The following is a 17,242-nucleotide window of genomic DNA, read 5'->3' as shown; positions in this document are numbered from 1 at the left end:
GGGTTGACGTCAAGCGAGCTCGCTTTCGTCCTTCAAGAGGAGGGAGATCAGCCGCTCCATCGATTGCGCCACGACCTCGCATTCCTCGATCGGCGCGTCCTCCATCAGCTTATGGATGAGGCCGGTCTGAACCTCCATCGCCTCTTCGGTCAAGGTGCGCCCTGATGGCGTCAGTGACAGTCGCAGGACGCGCTTGTCCTTGTCGTCGCCACGGCGCTCGATCAGGCCGCGCTTCTCCAACTGCGGCAGCAGCATGCTCATGTTCGACCGCCCCACCAGAAGCTTGCGGGCAAGCTCCTGCTGCGAGATCCCATCGAAGCGATAGAGGTTGATCAGAATGTCGAGATGCGGCGTCTTGATGTCGAGATGCGCGAGCGAGCGCGTCATCGTCTGCTGCATCAGCTGACAGGCGCGGGCAACGGCAATCCAGCTGCGAAAACGCGGGTGGTCCCAGGGGAAATGATGCTGTTCGTTCGTCACTTGATTTTTGTTCATCGTTGTACAATAATGTTCAGCATTGAACATATTAAGAGATTCTCACTATGGCATCCTTTGCGATCAAGGTCATCCGCCATGCACTTGCCGGCGTGTCGGCCATTTCACCCGAGGCAGCCGGCCGGCTGGCCTTCAAGCTGTTCACCGTGACGCCAGGGCGCAAGCCGAAGAATGCCAAGGAACGTGCGGCGCTGGCCGCTGCTGCCCCCGTGATCGCCAAGGGCAAGCCGGTGACGCTGTCCTATGCCGGCGGGTGGGTCATGGCCCGACATTTTGTGGGCCCGCGCAATACCAAGCGCGTACTGCTTGTCCACGGCTGGGGATCGCGCAGCGACTATCTTGCAGCGATGATCGAAGGGCTGGTTGCCGGCGGCGCCGAAGTGGTGACGCTCGACTGGCCGGGGCATGGCGCTTCGCCGGGCCGTACGCTGACGATGGTGGCAGCGGTGCGCGCCATTGACGCCGCCTGGCGGCATTTTGGTGTGTTTGATGTGAGCGTCGGCCATTCCTTCGGCGGCGGCAGCCTGGCTTGCGCGGCGGGTGGTGTCGTCTGCGACGTGCCGAGCCACGTCGCAAAGAAGCTTGTGCTCATCGGTGCGCCGAGCGAGATGACTTGGCTTTTCAAGGGGTTTGGCAAGATTCTTCGCCTTTCGCCGAAAACGCAGCAAGCGTTCGAAGGCGTCGTCGAGCGGTTGGCTGGGCGCCGGCTGGACGATTTCGATGCGGCCAAGATCCTTGCAGCCAGGGCCGTGCCGACATTGATCATTCATGCGGAAGACGACAAGGAGGTTTCGGCCGACCATGCGCGCCGTTACGCGGCGGCCGGCCCCAATGTCGAACTTTACTGGGCCAACGGCTATGGCCATCGCCGCATCGTCTCCGCAGCGCCCGTCATCGACAGGATCAATGCCTTTGTCCATGGAGAGGATCGAAAGGCCGCCGCCTGAGGCCATCCCGCGCGTCATTCCACTCTCGCGCGAGGCTGCTCTTACAACTTCGCATATTCCGTCATATGCCCGTCATGCTATCGGTCGAAAGGATCACTTGGATCTGCAGCGTCGCGTGCCTTTTCGGTGGCGCGAGGCTTGCGGCTGCTATTGGATTGGCGGCATGATTCCGCGCATCGATTTCGACGCGCGGATAATCGTGCATGAGCGGGAGGACGGCATGTCGATTATCACTTCGGTCGAGGAATTGAACGCGCTTTACGGCGGTGTCAGCGAGGCATCGGTCGCAAAGGTGACCAAGGCGCTGACCGCGGAATACCGGCAGATGATCGAGGCTTCACCTTTTGCCGCCCTTGCCACTGTCGGTCCCGAGGGGCTCGACTGTTCTCCGCGCGGCGACGACGATTGTGTCGTCAGGATCGCCGACGACAAAACGATTCTGATGCCCGATTGGCGCGGCAACAACCGCATCGATTCGCTCGCCAATATCGTGCGTGACCCGCGCGTGGCGCTGATGTTGCTGGTGCCCGGATCCAACACCACCATGCGCATCAATGGCACAGCGGCGGTCAGCATCGACCCGGCGCTGACGGGCTCCTTCGAGGTGGATGGCAAGAACCCGCGCAGCGTCATCGTCGTCACCATCGGCGAGGTCTACTTTCAATGCGCTCGCGCGTTGATGCGGTCGCAGATCTGGAATCCCGAACGCTTCATCGATCCTGCCACGCTTCCTACGCCCGGTGCGCTGCTGAAGGCCGCGAAGGCGGATTTCGACCGGGAAACCTATGATCGCGAATGGCCGGAGCGCGCCGCCAAAACCATGTGGTAGGCTGGACCGATCGGCCGTGCCCTCCTGCGTGCGGTCTTGGGCCTGAGCGGGACATCAGGAGATGGGGACGTGATGCGATGTGGTTCTATGTGTGCCTGTCTCGGGCTGGCCATCCTGTTCCTGCCGGTGTGCGTCGGCGATAGCCTTGCCGCCGATCTGACACTGCGAGAGAAACTCGAAGTGCTCGCCAGGGCTTATCCCGAAGGCATCGCCGAGGTTGGCACGGAAACGTTGACACTGCGCGACGGCGGCGTGGCGCTACCGATCGATGACGGCAGACGGAAGAGCCACGCCCAAAAGCTCGCGACCGGCGACATCGAAGACAGTCTTTCGCAGATCTACCCGCTTGGCGCCTGCGCAAAACCGCCCGCCAGGGATTTCGATCCGGGGCGCATCCGCAGTGAGGTCCTGATGAAACGTCTCTATGGCGGCAGCGCGGCCAGCGTCAGGCGCGATCTCGTCACGGTGGATTGGTTCGGGGAAGGCCTCAAGGTGACCAGCAGGCATGGTGTGGCCAAGGCGTTGCAGGCGGTCGAGGCCGAACTCGCCTCACGACCGAAGCTGAAGCGGTACCTTGTTCCCAGTGCCGGCACTTTCAATTGGCGCAACATCGCCGGTGCGCGCACGCTCTCGGTGCACAGCTTTGGCGCCGCGATCGATCTCAATACCAGCTTTGCCGACTACTGGCGCTGGGCCGGCGGTGCCAAGGGCGTGGCAGCGCCCTACCGAAACCGCTATCCGCTCGAAATCGTCGAGATCTTCGAAAAGCACGGGTTCATCTGGGGCGGGCGCTGGTATCATTTCGACACCATGCACTTCGAATATCGGCCGGAACTGATCGCCATCGCTAAACAGGCGGGCGCCTCCGCCTGTCGCTAGCAGTCGATGCGCGCCAGTTTCTCTTGGGAAACCGATAGGTCAGTCGCGAACGACCACCGTCGCGCCGATCTCGACATTGGCATAGAGGTGCTCGACGTCCTCGTTGGCCATGCGGATGCAGCCCGACGACATTGCCTTGCCGATCGACAGGGGCTGGTTCGTTCCGTGAATGCGGTAGATTGTCGAGCCCAGATACATGGCGCGGGCGCCGAGCGGATTGTCTATGCCGCCTTCCATGCTGGCCGGCAGCACCTTGCCCTTCTTTGCTTCACGAACGCGCATGTCCTCCGGCGGGACCCAGGTCGGCCATTCGGCCTTGCGGCTGACGGTGTTGGTGCCTGTCCAGAGAAACCCTTTGCGCCCGACGCTGACGGCGTACTTGACGGCGATGCCGCGGCCAACGACGTGGTAGAGCCGGCGCTCGGAGTTGTCGATGATGATGGTGCCTGGCGCTACGGCTGCCGGGAAGGCCACGAGTTCGCGGGCGATCGGCGACTGGTTGATGTCGCGGCGTTTTGCCTTCTGCCTCGTGCCGCCCTGGGACAGCACCTGAAGCCAGCCAGTGTTTGCGGCGGCACTGTCGAGCGAGGCAACGGTAGTCGGGTCCTGCCTAGCGTCCTTCGCGTGGGCGGATGCCGCTGTTCCGGCCATCAGGGCGGTTGCTATCAATGCTGCGAAAATGCGCTTCATGTCGGTTTCCCCCCTCGGACTGTGGGAACCGATCGCGCTGTTCGTAGCCGTTGTTCCCTGTTGTCAGGGTTGTAGCGGGTGCAATCCGACCTCGCTGTTTCCAAGGGAACCGGGGAGGCGACACAAAAACGGCGCCCATCGGGCGCCATTTAACGACGGGATTGGCGATATCTCGCTAGCGCCTGTAGATCAGCCAGTTGCGGCCGGATTCCTTGCGCATGCCGTCTTCGAACAGCATCGTCTTGTTGCGGCCGGCATTCTTGGCCGAGTAGAGCGCGATATCCGCCTTGTTGTAGAGGTCGACCGCATCTTCGGCAGCGGTCGCCATGCAGACGCCGACCGACAGGGTGATCGGGCCGTAATTGACGCCGGTCTTGGAGTTGCGAAACGGCGTTCCCGCCAGAACCGTTCGAATGCGATCGGCGATCTGCAGGCATTCTTCCTGGCTGCTGTCGTTGAGGATCACGGCGAATTCTTCACCGCCGGTCCGCGCCACGAAAGCATCGCGCCGGACATTGGCGCGAATGACGCTGCCGACCGTCGCCAGGATCTTGTCGCCCACGGGGTGCCCGAACGTGTCGTTCACCTTCTTGAAGTGGTCGATATCGGCGACGAGCAGGCCGGTGAAATTCTTCTCGTGGTCGTTGTTGTAGACGGCTGCGAGATTGTCGTCGAAGGCGCGGCGGTTTGCGAGCCGCGTCAGCGAGTCGGTATTGGCGATCCGCTTGTATTCGTCGAGTTCCTGGCGGATGACCTCCATCTCGAAGGACTTCTGTACAACGGTCTGGACGCGTTCCTTGCCCTGGCTCATCGTGTCGGCTGTTGCTTCGGTCAGGATGCCGATGGCGTGGCGCAGGATGTCAGCGCTGGAAGCACTCTTGCTGGTAATGTTGACATAGGCTTCGTCGAGAACCTTGTTGTAGTTCTCGAGCGCATATTGCTCGTCCTTCAAGAGGTTGACGAGTTCGGCCAACTTGGCGGCAAGACTGGTATGGGCGCGTTCGATGCCGGTCGAACGGTGGATATGGCTGAAATATTGCGCGCCGATCGCGTCCAGTTCTTCCTGGGTCGCACGGCTGCCAAGGGCTGCGAGCTCCTTGGACAGTTGCGGGTTCGAACCGAGATAGGCTTCGTAATATAGCTCGTAATTGCGCGGTATCGGCGAAACGCCCATCATGCGCATCGCATGGGTCACCTGCGCTGCGATATCCGGAGCCTGCGTTTTTCCAGGTGTGGCCGTTTGCATCCGCAAACCCTCAATATTACTCATTGCTTACGGGTACTGATTTTTAGGGGCAAATGATTTGCGAAGTCTTAATATTTACTTCTGCGAACGAAGACAATTCGACCTAAAGCAGACAATCCGGTGTCCCGGTCATATGGGTCGTTTGGCTGCCGCGATACCGGTCATGGCGTCGCGGCAGCGATAAGTCGATCATGCCGGGCTGATCTGCCGATCATGCCGGGCTGATCTACGGATCATGCCGGGCTGATCTACGGATCATGCCGGGCTGATCATCGTTTCCGGGCGGACGACCGCGTCGAACTCTTCGTTGGTGACGTAGCCGCCGCCGACCGCTTCTTCGCGCAGCGTCGTGCCGTTCTTGTGTGCTGTCTTGGCGATCTTTGCCGCGTTGTCGTAGCCGATCTTCGGCGCCAGCGCCGTCACCAGCATCAGCGAGCGGTCAAGGGCTGCCTTGATGTTGTCTTCGCGTGCTTCAATGCCAACGACGCAATTGTCGGTGAAGGAGACCGCGGCATCAGCGAGCAACTGCACAGACTGCAGGAAGTTGTAGGCCATCAGCGGGTTGAAGACGTTGAGTTCGAAATGGCCCTGGCTGCCGGCAAAGGTCAGCGCCGCGTTGTTGCCGAACACCTGGATGCAGACCTGGGTCAGCGCTTCGCACTGGGTTGGGTTGACCTTGCCCGGCATGATCGACGAGCCCGGCTCGTTTTCCGGCAGCGACAGTTCGCCAAGGCCCGAGCGCGGGCCGGAGCCGAGGAAGCGGATGTCGTTGGCGATCTTGAAGAGGGCGGCGGCAGCCGCATTGATCGCGCCGTGGCTGAAGACCATGGAATCGTGGGCGGCAAGCGCCTCGAACTTGTTCGGTGCGGTGGTGAAGGCAATGCCGGTGATCTTGGCGATTTCGTCAGCAACCTGTTCGGCAAAGCCGATGGGGGCGTTGAGGCCCGTACCGACGGCCGTGCCGCCCTGGGCCAACTCGCAAAGGCCGGGCAGCGTCATCTCGATGCGCTTGATCGAGGAGGCGACCTGGGCGGCATAACCGGAGAACTCCTGGCCAAGCGTCAGCGGGGTTGCATCCTGGGTATGGGTGCGGCCGATCTTGATGATGTGGTCGAACGCCTTGACCTTGGCTTCCAGCGCCTTGTGCAGGTGCTTCAGCGCCGGCAAGAGGTCGTGGATCACGCGCTCGGCGCAGGCGATGTGCATGGCCGTCGGGTAGGTGTCGTTGGACGACTGGCTCATGTTGACGTGGTCGTTGGGGTGCACCGGCTTCTTCGAGCCCATGACGCCGCCGAGCAGCTCGATCGCGCGGTTCGAGATCACCTCGTTGGCGTTCATGTTCGACTGCGTGCCGGAGCCGGTCTGCCAGACGACGAGCGGGAAATGGTCGTTGAGCTTGCCCTCGATGACTTCCTGCGATGCCTTGACGATCGCATCGGCGACGGTCGCATCGAGGCGGCCGAGCGCCATGTTGGTGCGGGCTGCAGCCTGCTTGACGATGCCGAGCGCGCGCACGATCGAGGCCGGCTGCTTTTCCCAGCCGATCTTGAAGTTGCCTAGGGATCGCTGGGCCTGGGCGCCCCAATAGCGATCGTTTGCCACTTCGATGGGGCCGAACGTATCTGTTTCCGTGCGCGTCGATGTCATCGTGATCCCTGCCTTCGTCATGCGGTTCATGAAGTCTGGGCGAGGGGACGCGGTCGCAACCGGCTGTCCCTCCCCAAGGTGCCGGGCCTCTCTCTGCCCCGGCTGGCAAAGCTTGTAAAGAGGCGCCCCCGGCGCTGGCAATGCTACAATCGTTTGAAAGGCAGGCTTGCGACGAAGTGCGGCTTTGACGCCTGGCCGGCGGGCGATTCGCATCGCATGAAGCGCGCCGGTTTCGTTGTGGCGTTTCAGTCACATTCGTTTGCTTCGTTGATGGCCTGCTGTGCCCGTTCGGGTGGTGTGAAGCTGTCAGTGGCGCATGAATGTCGATGTGAATCAAATTTTTAGGTCCGCTCGAACGTTCTGGAAATGAAGCGGTTTTTCGACCGCGCAGAGGTGGTTTCATGCGAGTTCGGGCTGGCGCGTTTCCTTTTCATTCACCATCCTTTTCTATAAGTTTTGGAGCACGAGGGCGTGGCGAGGAATTGGCTAAAGCCGAGGTCGGCGACAACGCGATACGGGGACGCAGTTTCACATGAGAATTTTTAAGACGGCAGCGATTGTAGCGCTCATGAGCGGCTGTGCGATCGCAACCTTGGATGCGCGGCCGGCATCGGCCTTTTCGCTGGGTGACTTCATCCGCGCAGGCAGAAAGAAGCCGGAACCTCAGCCGTCGCAGCCGCAGTCGCTTCCGGGCGTCGACGTTATGGTCGAGCCGCAGCAGAATACGGCCTCCAAGCCGCTGCCGAAGGTCACAGGTCCGCAGTACTACACCTACAAGGCCGAGCCGCTGCGCCGGATCGCCACCGACAAGTTGCTTGATCCTGTTGTCACCGGTTCGGTGAGAAACGGCGCGCTGCCGCCGATGCTGCGAGCGCCGCTTGCAGACGCTCGCCAGTTCATGCCTGACGTCGATGTGCGCGCGACCTCGAATGTGGCGAAAGCCATCGAGACTCACTACGGCTCGCGTTCGGATTTTGTCTGGATCGATGGCACGGGCGTCAATGCGCGGGCGAAAGCGGCGATGGCCGTTCTTGCCGATGCGGCAAAGGTCGGTCTCGATCCGCAGGATTACGCCGTTCAGGTGCCTTCCGACGACTTCGACCGCGGCGATATGATCGCGCGCGAAAAGGAACTCGTTCAGTTCGAACTCGCGTTGTCTGCAGCCACGCTGTCCTATGTGCAGGACACGGTGCGCGGCCGCATCGATCCGAACAAGATTTCCGGCTATCACGATTTCCAGCGCAAGACGGTCGATCTCGGCGCCTTCCTCGACAAGATGTCGGCAAGCGCCGATGTCGCCACGTTGCTCAACGACCAGAACCCGAAAAGCGAACAGTTTGCCGCACTGTCGGTGGAGCTTGAGCGTCTGCGTGCGGAAAAGGGTGTGGAGCAGCGCGTCGAAATTGCGCCGGGCACCCTCTTGAAGCCGGGGCAGAGCAATCCCGAACTGGCCAACATTGTCGCCGGCATCCGCATCAAGGGCTCCGAGACGCTGAAGACGGACCACGCCGCGGCCCTTGCGGCCTACCAGGGAACGCCGGAGTATACCCCGGAACTGGTTGCGCTGGTTGAAGCGTTCCAGAAGGAACATGGCCTGAAGGCTGATGGGGTGGTGGGGCAGGCCTCTCTGCGCATCCTGACCGGCGGCGACAGCACCGCAGCCAGGATCAACAAGCTCGAAGTTGCAATGGAACAGGCGCGCTGGCTTCCGGATGGCCTCGGCAACCGCTACGTCTTCATCAATCAGCCCGCCTTTACCGCGTCCTACACCGACAATGGCGCGGAACAGTTTTCCATGCGCGTCGTCGTCGGCTCCAAGGCGAACCAGACTTATTTCTTCCAGGACGAGATCCAGACCGTCGAGGTCAACCCATACTGGGGCGTGCCGCAGTCGATCATCATCAACGAGATGCTGCCGAAGCTGCGCAACGATCCCAATTATCTCGATCGGATGGGCTATCAAGTGGAGGTCGGCGGCCGTTCGGTGCCGTCGTCGTCGGTCAACTGGAACGGATCGACTGCGTCCGTTGCGGTGCGCCAACCGCCGAGCAGCGACAACGCGCTCGGTGAACTGAAGATCCTGTTCCCGAATGCACACGCCATCTACATGCACGACACGCCGTCGAAGAGCTTCTTCAAGCGCGATCAGCGCGCGCTCAGCCACGGCTGCGTCCGGCTTGCCGATCCGCGCCGGATGGCAGCAGCCGTGCTTGGCACCAGCATCGAAGACGTCGGCAAGGAAATCGGCGGCGGTCGCAACAAGGCGCTGCAGGTGCCACAGAAGGTTCCTGTTTACGTCGCCTATTTCACCGCTTGGCCGAACAAGGACGGTGTCGTGGAGTATTTCGACGACGTGTATGAGCGCGACATGTACATGAACCGTGCGTTCGACGCGACACGCGACGCGCGCCGGGCCGAGGGATAAACCCTCGGCTGCAAGTGGCACGAGGTGCCATCGACGCCATTCTCGATCATGGATTGCGAGACCCCGTGGAACATGCCTCCATGGGGTCTTTTTATTGCGGCGGTGGATGTGCGAGCTGAAACAAGCTCGCGGCTGCGCAGGACGCTGCGGCACTTCGCGCATGAGGGCCCTTGAGCCCGGCGGGATTGATCTTGGATCAGGGATGCGGTCAATGCAGGCTCGATCAGGCGAAGCCGTGAGGTGCGCCGGGCCTTATTTGCCGTTAAAAAGTCCTGTGACCAGTTCCGGCGTCAGTTCGTCGAAGTGACGGATGATCAGCGTCGGCTCCAGGCTTTCGATCGGAACGTCGGAATAGCCGAACGGGACAGCGATCGACGGGATCACCGCGTTGCGGGCGACCAGGATATCGTTGAGGCTGTCACCGACCATCACCGAGTGCTGGGCGCTGCCGCCGGCGTTGGCGATCGTGCGAAGCAGATGGTCGGCGTGGGGCTTTCGGATTTCGAACGTGTCGCCGCCCGACACCGCGGCGAAGCGATCGATAAGGCCAAGGCGCTCTAGCAGCCGATTTGCGAGCATCTCGGGCTTGTTGGTGCAGACGGCGAGCTTGAACCCGGCCGCTGTCAGCCGGTCGAGCGCATCGAGCATGCCCGGGTAAGGCAGAGAATCACCCGGCATCGAGCCATGATAGAAGTCGACGAACTCCTTCATCTGCCAGGTGAGCGCGTCTTCATCGAGCGGCTTGTTGCGCAGCGCGAAAGTGCGTTCGATCATCGCCCGGGCGCCATGGCCGACGAGATGTGTGAGGTCCCGGTATGTGACCGGCTCGACACCCGCCTGGGTCACCGCATGGTTGAGGCTCGCCACCAGATCCGGCGCCGTATCGACAAGAGTTCCGTCGAGATCAAAGACGACAATGGGGGAAGACAAGGGGAGAACCTCGCGTAGCGGAAAAGAGTTGCCGTTCGGGTAGGCGAAGTTGCGCCGGAATGCAATGGCAAGTGTGCGTGGGAAGGGCGCCGGAATCCGGGTGGGGCTTTTGAATTTGGCTTTTGTTTGCAGCTTTTGGCGTGTAAGTGTCTCAGCGGAAAACGGATGGCAAAGGTGGGTTTACCACATCAGCATCCGGTGAACGAAAGGGAGCGACTGGCGCATGGACGCCCGCCAAATGAAAATCAAAGCCGCGGCAGCGGCGCTCGAACATGTCGAAGACGGCATGCGGCTTGGCATCGGCACGGGGTCGACGGCGGAAGAATTCGTTCGGCTGCTGGCCGAAAAGGTCGCCGCAGGCTTTCGCATCGAGGGTGTTCCGACCTCCGAGCGCACGGCACGGCTCTGCCTGGAACTCGGCGTGCAACTGAAGTCGCTGGACGAGCTTCCCGAACTCGATCTGACGATCGACGGCGCCGACGAGGTCGATGGTCAGTTACGGCTGATCAAGGGCGGCGGCGGGGCGCTGCTGCGTGAAAAGATCGTCGCGGCTGCTTCCAGGCGCATGATCGTCATTGCCGACGAATCGAAAGTCGTCGACGTTCTCGGCGCGTTCAAGCTGCCGATCGAGGTCAATCCCTTCGGCCAGGTGGCAACGCGGATCGCCATTGAAAAGGTGGCTTCGCGGCTTGGCCTTACCGGCGATATTTCCGTCCGCAATTCAGGCGACGGGCCTTTCAAGACCGATGGTGGACACCTCATTCTTGATGCATCTTTTGGCCGTATTCCTGATGCAGATGCGCTCGCGGGAGAGCTGAATGCCATTCCCGGCGTCGTCGAGCATGGACTTTTCATCGGCATCGCTTCGCTGGCAATTATTGCCGGACCGGAAGAGGCACGCATTCTGACCGCGTCTTGAGCCGGTTCCCGTGGCTCCGCAAGGAGCCGGGAACGGTGAAGAAAACAGGTTACCACACATGCGGGCCTGGCGGCGGCAATCGCCCGGGCAGCATGCGACCAACACAGGAGCATGGATAAAAATGAACAAACTCGCAGGTCTTGTCCGCACTTTCGCAGCCACCGCGGTTCTCCTTTCTGCATCCATTCCGGCAGTCCAGGCTCAGGACGTGTCCGAAGAACAGATCAAGGCCGCTCGTGCGACCATCGCGGCACTCGGTGTCACCAACAACTTCGACAACATCCTGCCGAACCTCGCCGAGCGTCTTAAGAACACGCTGATCCAGGCTTCGCCGAACTTCCAGGAACTGATCACCGCGACCGTCGACGAGAAGGCGCTGACCCTGGCTGCACGTCGCGCCGACCTCGAGCACGAAGCGGCGACGATCTATGCCAAAACCTTCACGCTCGAAGAGCTGAACGCCATCACCGAGTTCTACAACTCGACCGCCGGCAAGAAACTGCTCAATGATGGCCCGATCGCCTCGCGCGAAATCCTGAAGGCGGCGGACATCTGGGCGGCTGGCGTGTCGCGCGACCTCAACACCGAAGCGACGAAGTCGCTCGACGCCAAGGTCGGCACCTCGGCTCCGGCGCTTGTTGAAGGCACGCCTGCGACGCCGGCGCAATAATCCCGCGTCCGTTGAGCTGACATCGGGTCAACGCAACACGATCATCACGTTTTGAAGAGCCCGGAGCGATCCGGGCTTTTCTTTTTCTGCAGTGCAACACTATATGTGCCTGCGACGGGGCTCCCACCCCGGGCGGGGCATGCCGTCGGCGAAATGCCGACCGGACGGTGCTCCCATGATCCCAATTGCAGTCTGCACGACCTTCAGGAGTTCGCCCATGCCCGCTTTCGACTATGACCTCTTCGTAATCGGTGGCGGCTCCGGTGGCGTCAGAAGCGGTCGGCTGGCGGCGAGCCTGGGCAAGAAGGTGGCGATCGCCGAAGAGTTTCGTTACGGCGGCACCTGCGTCATCCGCGGCTGCGTGCCGAAGAAGCTCTACGTCTACGCATCGCAATACGCCGAGCACTTCGAGGATGCGGCCGGGTTTGGCTGGACCGTCGGTGAAAGCCGCTTCGACTGGCAGAAGCTTGTCGCTGCCAAGGAGCAGGAGATCACCCGGCTTGAAGGTCTCTACCAGAAGGGGCTCGCCAATGCCGGCGCCGAGATCCTGCGCACCCGGGCGGAGCTCGTCGGTCCGAACACCGTTCGTCTGCTCGACACCGGCAAGACCGTGACCGCCGAGCGCATCGTCATTGCCGTCGGTGGCCATCCGACGCCGCACGACGCGCTGCCGGGGCACGAACTCTGCATCTCTTCCAACGAGGCCTTCGATCTTGCGGAACTGCCGAAGTCGATCCTGATCGCCGGTGGCGGCTATATCGCTGTCGAGTTCGCCAATATCTTCCACGGTCTCGGCGTCGAGACGACGCTGATCTATCGCGGCAAGGAAATCCTGTCGCGTTTCGACCAGGATCTTCGCCGTGGCCTGCATGCGGCGATGGAAGAGAAGGGCATCCGGATCCTTTGCGAAGACATCATTCAGTCCGTGGCGACGGATGCCGATGGCAGGCGTGTGGCGCAGACGATGAAGCATGGCGAGATCGTCGTGGACCAGGTGATGCTGGCACTCGGCCGCGTGCCGAACACCAAGGGGCTGGGGCTTGAGACCGCCGGAGTCAACACGGACGAGCGCGGCGCGATCGTCGTTGACGCGTTCTCGCGCACCAGTGCGCCTGGCATCTATGCGCTCGGCGACGTAACCGACCGCGTTCAGCTGACGCCGGTCGCAATCCACGAGGCGATGTGCTTCATCCAGACCGAATACAAGAACAACCCTGTCTCCCCCGATCATGACCTGATCGCGACGGCGGTCTTCTCCCAGCCGGAAATCGGCACGGTCGGCCTCAGCGAGGAGCAGGCTGGACGCCAGTTCGAGGACCTGGAAGTCTATCGCGCCGAGTTCCGGCCGATGAAGGCGACGCTTTCCGGTCGCAAGGAAAAGACGATCATGAAGCTGATCGTCAACGCTGCCGACCGCAAGGTGCTGGGCGCGCACATCCTCGGCCACGACGCCGGAGAGATGGCGCAGTTGCTTGGCATTTCGCTCAAAGCCGGATGCACCAAGGACGATTTCGACCGGACAATGGCCGTTCACCCGACCGCATCGGAAGAACTGGTGACGATGTATGCGCCGTCCTATCGCGTGCACAAGGGCGAGCGGGTCAGCTGAGCCCGCAGCCGCTTCGCTTTCCCTGGCGCTGAAAGCCATGAATTCTGGTAGGATGTCTTTCCAAGCCATCGCTTAACGTCTATAAGCCCGCATCCGCGAAGTGACCGGCTTCGGGCGGGCGCCAGGGCTTGGCCCAAGCGCTGGAGCAGGGCGCGGACGCAGTGAAATTTCCGAATACCGGGCGGCATCAAAACCGTCAGGGCGTGACCCGCGCGGACCGCAGTCCGCGGCAGACAACAGGTGATCGAAATGGCACAGACTTGGACTCCGAATAGCTGGCGGCAGAAACCCATCCAGCAGGTGCCGGACTATCCGGACCTCGCTGCATTGGCGGCAACGGAAGCGAAACTCGCTAAGTATCCGCCGCTGGTGTTTGCCGGTGAAGCGCGGCGTCTGAAGAGCGCGCTTGCCAATGTTGCCGAGGGCCGAGGCTTCCTGCTGCAGGGCGGTGATTGCGCCGAAAGCTTTGCCGAGCACGGCGCCGACACGATCCGCGACTTCTTCCGCGCGTTCCTGCAGATGGCCGTCGTCCTGACGTTCGGCGCCCAGCAGCCGGTGGTGAAGGTCGGCCGTATCGCCGGTCAGTTCGCCAAGCCGCGCTCGTCCAACATCGAGAAGCAGGGTGACGTCGAGCTGCCGAGCTACCGTGGCGACATCATCAACGGCATCGAATTCACGGAAGCCGAACGCGTTCCGGATCCTGAGCGGCAGATCATGGCCTACCGCCAGTCTGCGGCCACGCTCAACCTCCTGCGTGCCTTCGCTATGGGTGGCTATGCCAACCTAGACAACGTGCACCAGTGGATGCTTGGCTTCGTCAAGGATAGCCCGCAGGCAGAGCGCTACCGCAAGCTCGCCGACCGGATCTCCGAGACCATGGATTTCATGAAGGCGATCGGCATCACCTCGGAAAACCACCCGAGCCTGCGCGAGACCGATTTCTTCACCAGCCACGAGGCGCTGCTGCTCGGCTACGAGCAGGCGTTGACGCGCGTCGATTCCACGTCCGGCGACTGGTACGCGACATCGGGCCACATGATCTGGATCGGCGACCGGACCCGCCAGCCCGATCACGCCCATATCGAATACTGCCGTGGCATCAAGAACCCGCTTGGCCTGAAGTGCGGTCCGTCGCTGACGGCCGACGGCCTGCTGGAGCTGATCGATCTGCTCAACCCGGCCAACGAAGCCGGCCGCCTGACGCTGATTTGCCGGTTTGGTCACGACAAGGTTGCCGAGCACCTGCCGCGCCTCATTCGCGCCGTCGAGCGCGAAGGCAAGAAGGTCGTCTGGTCCTGCGATCCCATGCACGGCAATACGATCACGCTCAACAACTACAAGACCCGTCCGTTCGAGCGTATCCTGTCGGAAGTCGAAAGCTTCTTCCAGATCCACCGTGCTGAAGGTTCGCATCCGGGCGGCATCCATATCGAGATGACCGGCAACGACGTGACCGAATGCACCGGTGGCGCGCGCGCGCTTTCGGGCGACGATCTGGCCGATCGCTACCACACCCATTGCGATCCGCGCCTCAATGCGGACCAGGCTCTGGAACTGGCGTTCCTGCTGGCCGAGCGCATGAAGGGCGGCCGCGACGAGAAGAAGCTGGTCGTCAACGGCTGATCCTGACGGAACGCTGCACGGTTCAGTTTTTCTGACTGTCGGGCGACTGCTATGAAATTGACAATGCCGGGCCCGCTCGCAAAGCTGACCCGGCATTTTTCATTGAAGGAGGTCGGGGGACCATGTCGGAGATCCACAGCGGCAGCTGTCTTTGCACTGCGGTGCGCTTCAAGACGCGAGGAGAGCTGCGCAAACTGATCTTTTGCCATTGCACGCAATGCCGCAAGCAGACGGGCCTCTACTATGCCGCGACCAATGTACTGGACCGCGACCTGGAGTTGGAAGGCGCCGAGGATGTCACCTGGTATCGCTCGAGCGACGGCGCACAACGGGGTTTCTGCCGTCATTGCGGGTCGGCGCTGTTCTGGAAAGCCGATGGGCTCGACTACACTTCGATCATGGCCGGTGCCTTTGAAAAGCCGACGGACCTTAAGCCCGGCTACCACATCTATTGCGCCGACAAGGGCGATTTCTACGGCATCGACGACGGCCTGCCGAAGTTTGACGCAGGGCGGCCGTAAAAGCCATCAGGCCGCTTCCGGCGGCCAGGCGATGACGCCTTGCGTTCGGGTGCGCACGTCCGGCGACGCCAAGCAGTTGGCGACAGTCTCGTAGCCCGGGGCGCCCGGATAGGGCGCGACCTCGGTCGGCGGGCTATGATTGGCGGGACACAGAATGATCGTCTCCTCCGGTCCGAGAACATCAAGGTCAAGGACGGCATTGGATCGGGTCAACATGAAGATCGGCCGTCTGTCGGTACGGCGGTGACGCAGGTGCGTTAGCAAAGCGGATTGCGAAGCGGCATCGAGGTCCTGTTCGATCATATCGACAACGAACGCCTTGGCGTCCGCTTCCAATGCCACCAACAGAGCAGTCAACGGTGGCGATGCCACGGCGCCGTCGTCCACCAATCGCGCAAGAACGGCTTCTATGCGTGACTTCAATCGAGGTTCCACCTCGATCCGTCGGAGTGAGGCCGCGCTGTTTTTCTCCTCCAACCGATCGAGGCCCACGAAAACCGCGCCGGGCAGGGCCGTCGCAATAGCTTTGGCCAACCGTGTCTTGCCGCTTCCGAGCGGTCCGATGATGTAGGTTAGCGGATGTATACTGTGAAGCTTGAACGCCTCGCCGCCCCATGGCCATGGCAGGTCGAATGCGACCTCGGGAGTGTCGGATGGGGGCTGACCTTGCACCCGTTGCGGCAGGAAGGGCGCATCGACAGCATAGCTGGCCAGGTCACGGCGCAGACGCCGCACCTTCGCGACGGTCTCATGAAGGTCTTTGGCTCGCGCCTGCAGCAGCCCCTGCTGCGCCGCCAGGGTGGGTGCCAATTCTCGCGCACCGCCATCGAGCACGCGGTGGATCTGTGCCAGGGGTAGGCCGAGCGAGCGCAGGGCGGCGATCTCGCCCGCGCGCCTCATCTGCTCCGGGCCATAGGTCCGCCATCCCGCCGACGTTCGCACAGGCTTGATCAACCCTTGTTGCTCATAGAAGCGCAAAGCCTTGACCGAGACGCCAAGACGCTTGGCGGCCTCGGTTGCAGTCAAGAAACACGCGGAGTCGCTCACGAATCACCTCTTCCTTTTCGCCGCAATTGTTATCGGTCCTGCCCCCCGGGACGGGTCAACCGGCTGCCAAAAAAATAGCGGCAAGTGAAGTTCGGGCTCGGCCGAGGCAGGCGCCAACGTCAACGACAAGCGATGGTACCGCTCTGACTGGCCGGTGGTGAACGGCGGAGGATGATTAATGCTGGCAACGTTTGCCCGGCGAAGGGCGCCCCGCTAAAGTGCTTTCACCGTGTCCACTTTTGCCTATGCTGGGCGCGGCCGTGGAAAGGGTTTGTGGTCGGAATTCAACATTTTGCAGGTTCGCTGCGACGCAGTTTTGCCAGAAGAGAGGACGTGCGACTGCCATGTCGGATGATGAATTTGCGGAGAACATGGTCTGTGCCACGATCAATGCGCCACATCGCGCGCTGTCCGATACGCTGCTGGCATATCTTGCTGCCCACCGCCCTGAGCGCGTGGTCGCATTCGTGTTCCTGGCCGATACCTCGGCCACAAGCGAGCGATGGAAGAGCCGGCTGATCGCCGAGGTTCGTGTGCGCGATGACGGGGCCCGCGCGACGAATTTTGTCGGAATTGCCGATGTGGCGACCTGGAGCAGGGTCTTTCGCGAGCACGGGCCCGAACTGGAGCGCCATGGGGTCGAAATCGTGCCGACCAGGCCGGGCGTGTTCACAGGGCCAACAGCCGCGATCGCGATCGGTCCAGGGGAAACCTAAGACAGGTTCAGGCAGGGGCAGCACGTCGATTTCACTGCAAGAACGACGC

The 17,242-nt window shown here is 61.8% G+C and carries 16 protein-coding genes; 10 read left to right on the top strand and 6 right to left on the bottom strand.

What is annotated here, in order from left to right:
* Positions 1-9 precede the first annotated feature (9 nt).
* Positions 10-495, bottom strand: a complete 486-nt coding sequence (locus tag HT585_RS07730; protein WP_176352372.1) for a MarR family winged helix-turn-helix transcriptional regulator — start codon at positions 493-495, stop codon at positions 10-12.
* A gap of 47 nt (positions 496-542) precedes the next feature.
* Between HT585_RS07730 and HT585_RS07725 the strand changes: the two genes are divergently transcribed.
* From HT585_RS07725 to HT585_RS07715, 3 genes are all read left to right on the top strand, one after another.
* Positions 543-1,442: an alpha/beta fold hydrolase gene (locus HT585_RS07725; protein ID WP_176352371.1), complete on the top strand. Its 900-nt coding sequence runs from the start codon at positions 543-545 to the stop codon at positions 1,440-1,442.
* 220 nt (positions 1,443-1,662) lie between these two features.
* Positions 1,663-2,271: a pyridoxamine 5'-phosphate oxidase family protein gene (locus HT585_RS07720; protein ID WP_176352370.1), complete on the top strand. Its 609-nt coding sequence runs from the start codon at positions 1,663-1,665 to the stop codon at positions 2,269-2,271.
* A gap of 87 nt (positions 2,272-2,358) precedes the next feature.
* Entirely contained in the window at positions 2,359-3,150 is a 792-nt protein-coding gene (locus tag HT585_RS07715; protein WP_176352369.1) for a M15 family metallopeptidase, read from the top strand.
* 39 nt (positions 3,151-3,189) lie between these two features.
* Here the strand turns inward: HT585_RS07715 and HT585_RS07710 are convergent, their stop codons facing one another.
* From HT585_RS07710 to fumC, 3 genes are all read right to left on the bottom strand, one after another.
* Positions 3,190-3,840: a L,D-transpeptidase gene (locus HT585_RS07710; protein ID WP_176352368.1), complete on the bottom strand. Its 651-nt coding sequence runs from the start codon at positions 3,838-3,840 to the stop codon at positions 3,190-3,192.
* Between the two features lie 175 nt (positions 3,841-4,015).
* On the bottom strand, positions 4,016-5,086 hold the full coding sequence (locus tag HT585_RS07705) for a GGDEF domain-containing protein (RefSeq protein WP_176352367.1): 1,071 nt from the start codon (positions 5,084-5,086) through the stop codon (positions 4,016-4,018).
* A 255-nt stretch (positions 5,087-5,341) separates the two neighbouring features.
* Positions 5,342-6,733 (bottom strand): class II fumarate hydratase, encoded by a 1,392-nt coding sequence (gene fumC / locus HT585_RS07700; protein WP_176352366.1) that lies wholly within the window; start codon positions 6,731-6,733, stop codon positions 5,342-5,344.
* A 532-nt stretch (positions 6,734-7,265) separates the two neighbouring features.
* On the opposite strand from fumC, the gene HT585_RS07695 reads away from it, so the two are divergent.
* Positions 7,266-9,158 carry a L,D-transpeptidase family protein gene (locus HT585_RS07695; RefSeq protein ID WP_176352365.1) on the top strand — a complete coding sequence of 631 codons (1,893 nt, stop codon included), beginning with the start codon at positions 7,266-7,268 and terminating at the stop codon, positions 9,156-9,158.
* Between the two features lie 252 nt (positions 9,159-9,410).
* Here HT585_RS07695 and HT585_RS07690 read toward each other — a convergent pair whose 3' ends face one another.
* Positions 9,411-10,088 (bottom strand): HAD family hydrolase, encoded by a 678-nt coding sequence (locus tag HT585_RS07690; protein ID WP_176352364.1) that lies wholly within the window; start codon positions 10,086-10,088, stop codon positions 9,411-9,413.
* Between the two features lie 223 nt (positions 10,089-10,311).
* On the opposite strand from HT585_RS07690, the gene rpiA reads away from it, so the two are divergent.
* The 5 genes from rpiA to HT585_RS07665 all read left to right on the top strand — a co-directional run bounded on the left by rpiA (position 10,312) and on the right by HT585_RS07665 (position 15,430).
* Complete coding sequence (rpiA, locus tag HT585_RS07685; RefSeq protein WP_176352363.1) at positions 10,312-11,007, top strand: ribose-5-phosphate isomerase RpiA; 696 nt, start codon at positions 10,312-10,314, stop codon at positions 11,005-11,007.
* A 121-nt stretch (positions 11,008-11,128) separates the two neighbouring features.
* Positions 11,129-11,677 (top strand): DUF2059 domain-containing protein, encoded by a 549-nt coding sequence (locus HT585_RS07680; protein WP_176352362.1) that lies wholly within the window; start codon positions 11,129-11,131, stop codon positions 11,675-11,677.
* 217 nt (positions 11,678-11,894) lie between these two features.
* The gene (gor, locus tag HT585_RS07675) at positions 11,895-13,286 is read left to right on the top strand and encodes a glutathione-disulfide reductase (protein ID WP_176352361.1); all 1,392 of its coding nucleotides are present in this window, start codon (positions 11,895-11,897) and stop codon (positions 13,284-13,286) included.
* A gap of 249 nt (positions 13,287-13,535) precedes the next feature.
* Complete coding sequence (locus HT585_RS07670) at positions 13,536-14,909, top strand: class II 3-deoxy-7-phosphoheptulonate synthase (RefSeq protein ID WP_176352360.1); 1,374 nt, start codon at positions 13,536-13,538, stop codon at positions 14,907-14,909.
* Between the two features lie 122 nt (positions 14,910-15,031).
* Complete coding sequence (locus HT585_RS07665; RefSeq protein ID WP_176352359.1) at positions 15,032-15,430, top strand: GFA family protein; 399 nt, start codon at positions 15,032-15,034, stop codon at positions 15,428-15,430.
* A 6-nt stretch (positions 15,431-15,436) separates the two neighbouring features.
* Here HT585_RS07665 and HT585_RS07660 read toward each other — a convergent pair whose 3' ends face one another.
* The gene (locus HT585_RS07660) at positions 15,437-16,477 is read right to left on the bottom strand and encodes a MerR family transcriptional regulator (protein ID WP_176352358.1); all 1,041 of its coding nucleotides are present in this window, start codon (positions 16,475-16,477) and stop codon (positions 15,437-15,439) included.
* Positions 16,478-16,821: 344 nt separating this feature from the next.
* Between HT585_RS07660 and HT585_RS07655 the strand changes: the two genes are divergently transcribed.
* Positions 16,822-17,193 carry a hypothetical protein gene (locus tag HT585_RS07655; RefSeq protein WP_176352357.1) on the top strand — a complete coding sequence of 124 codons (372 nt, stop codon included), beginning with the start codon at positions 16,822-16,824 and terminating at the stop codon, positions 17,191-17,193.
* The last annotated feature ends 49 nt before the right edge of the window (positions 17,194-17,242 follow it).

The organism is Ensifer oleiphilus (assembly GCF_013371465.1).
In the GTDB taxonomy this organism is placed as follows: Bacteria; Pseudomonadota; Alphaproteobacteria; order Rhizobiales; family Rhizobiaceae; genus Ensifer; species Ensifer oleiphilus.
This window is presented reverse-complemented; position numbering and strand designations above follow the sequence as displayed.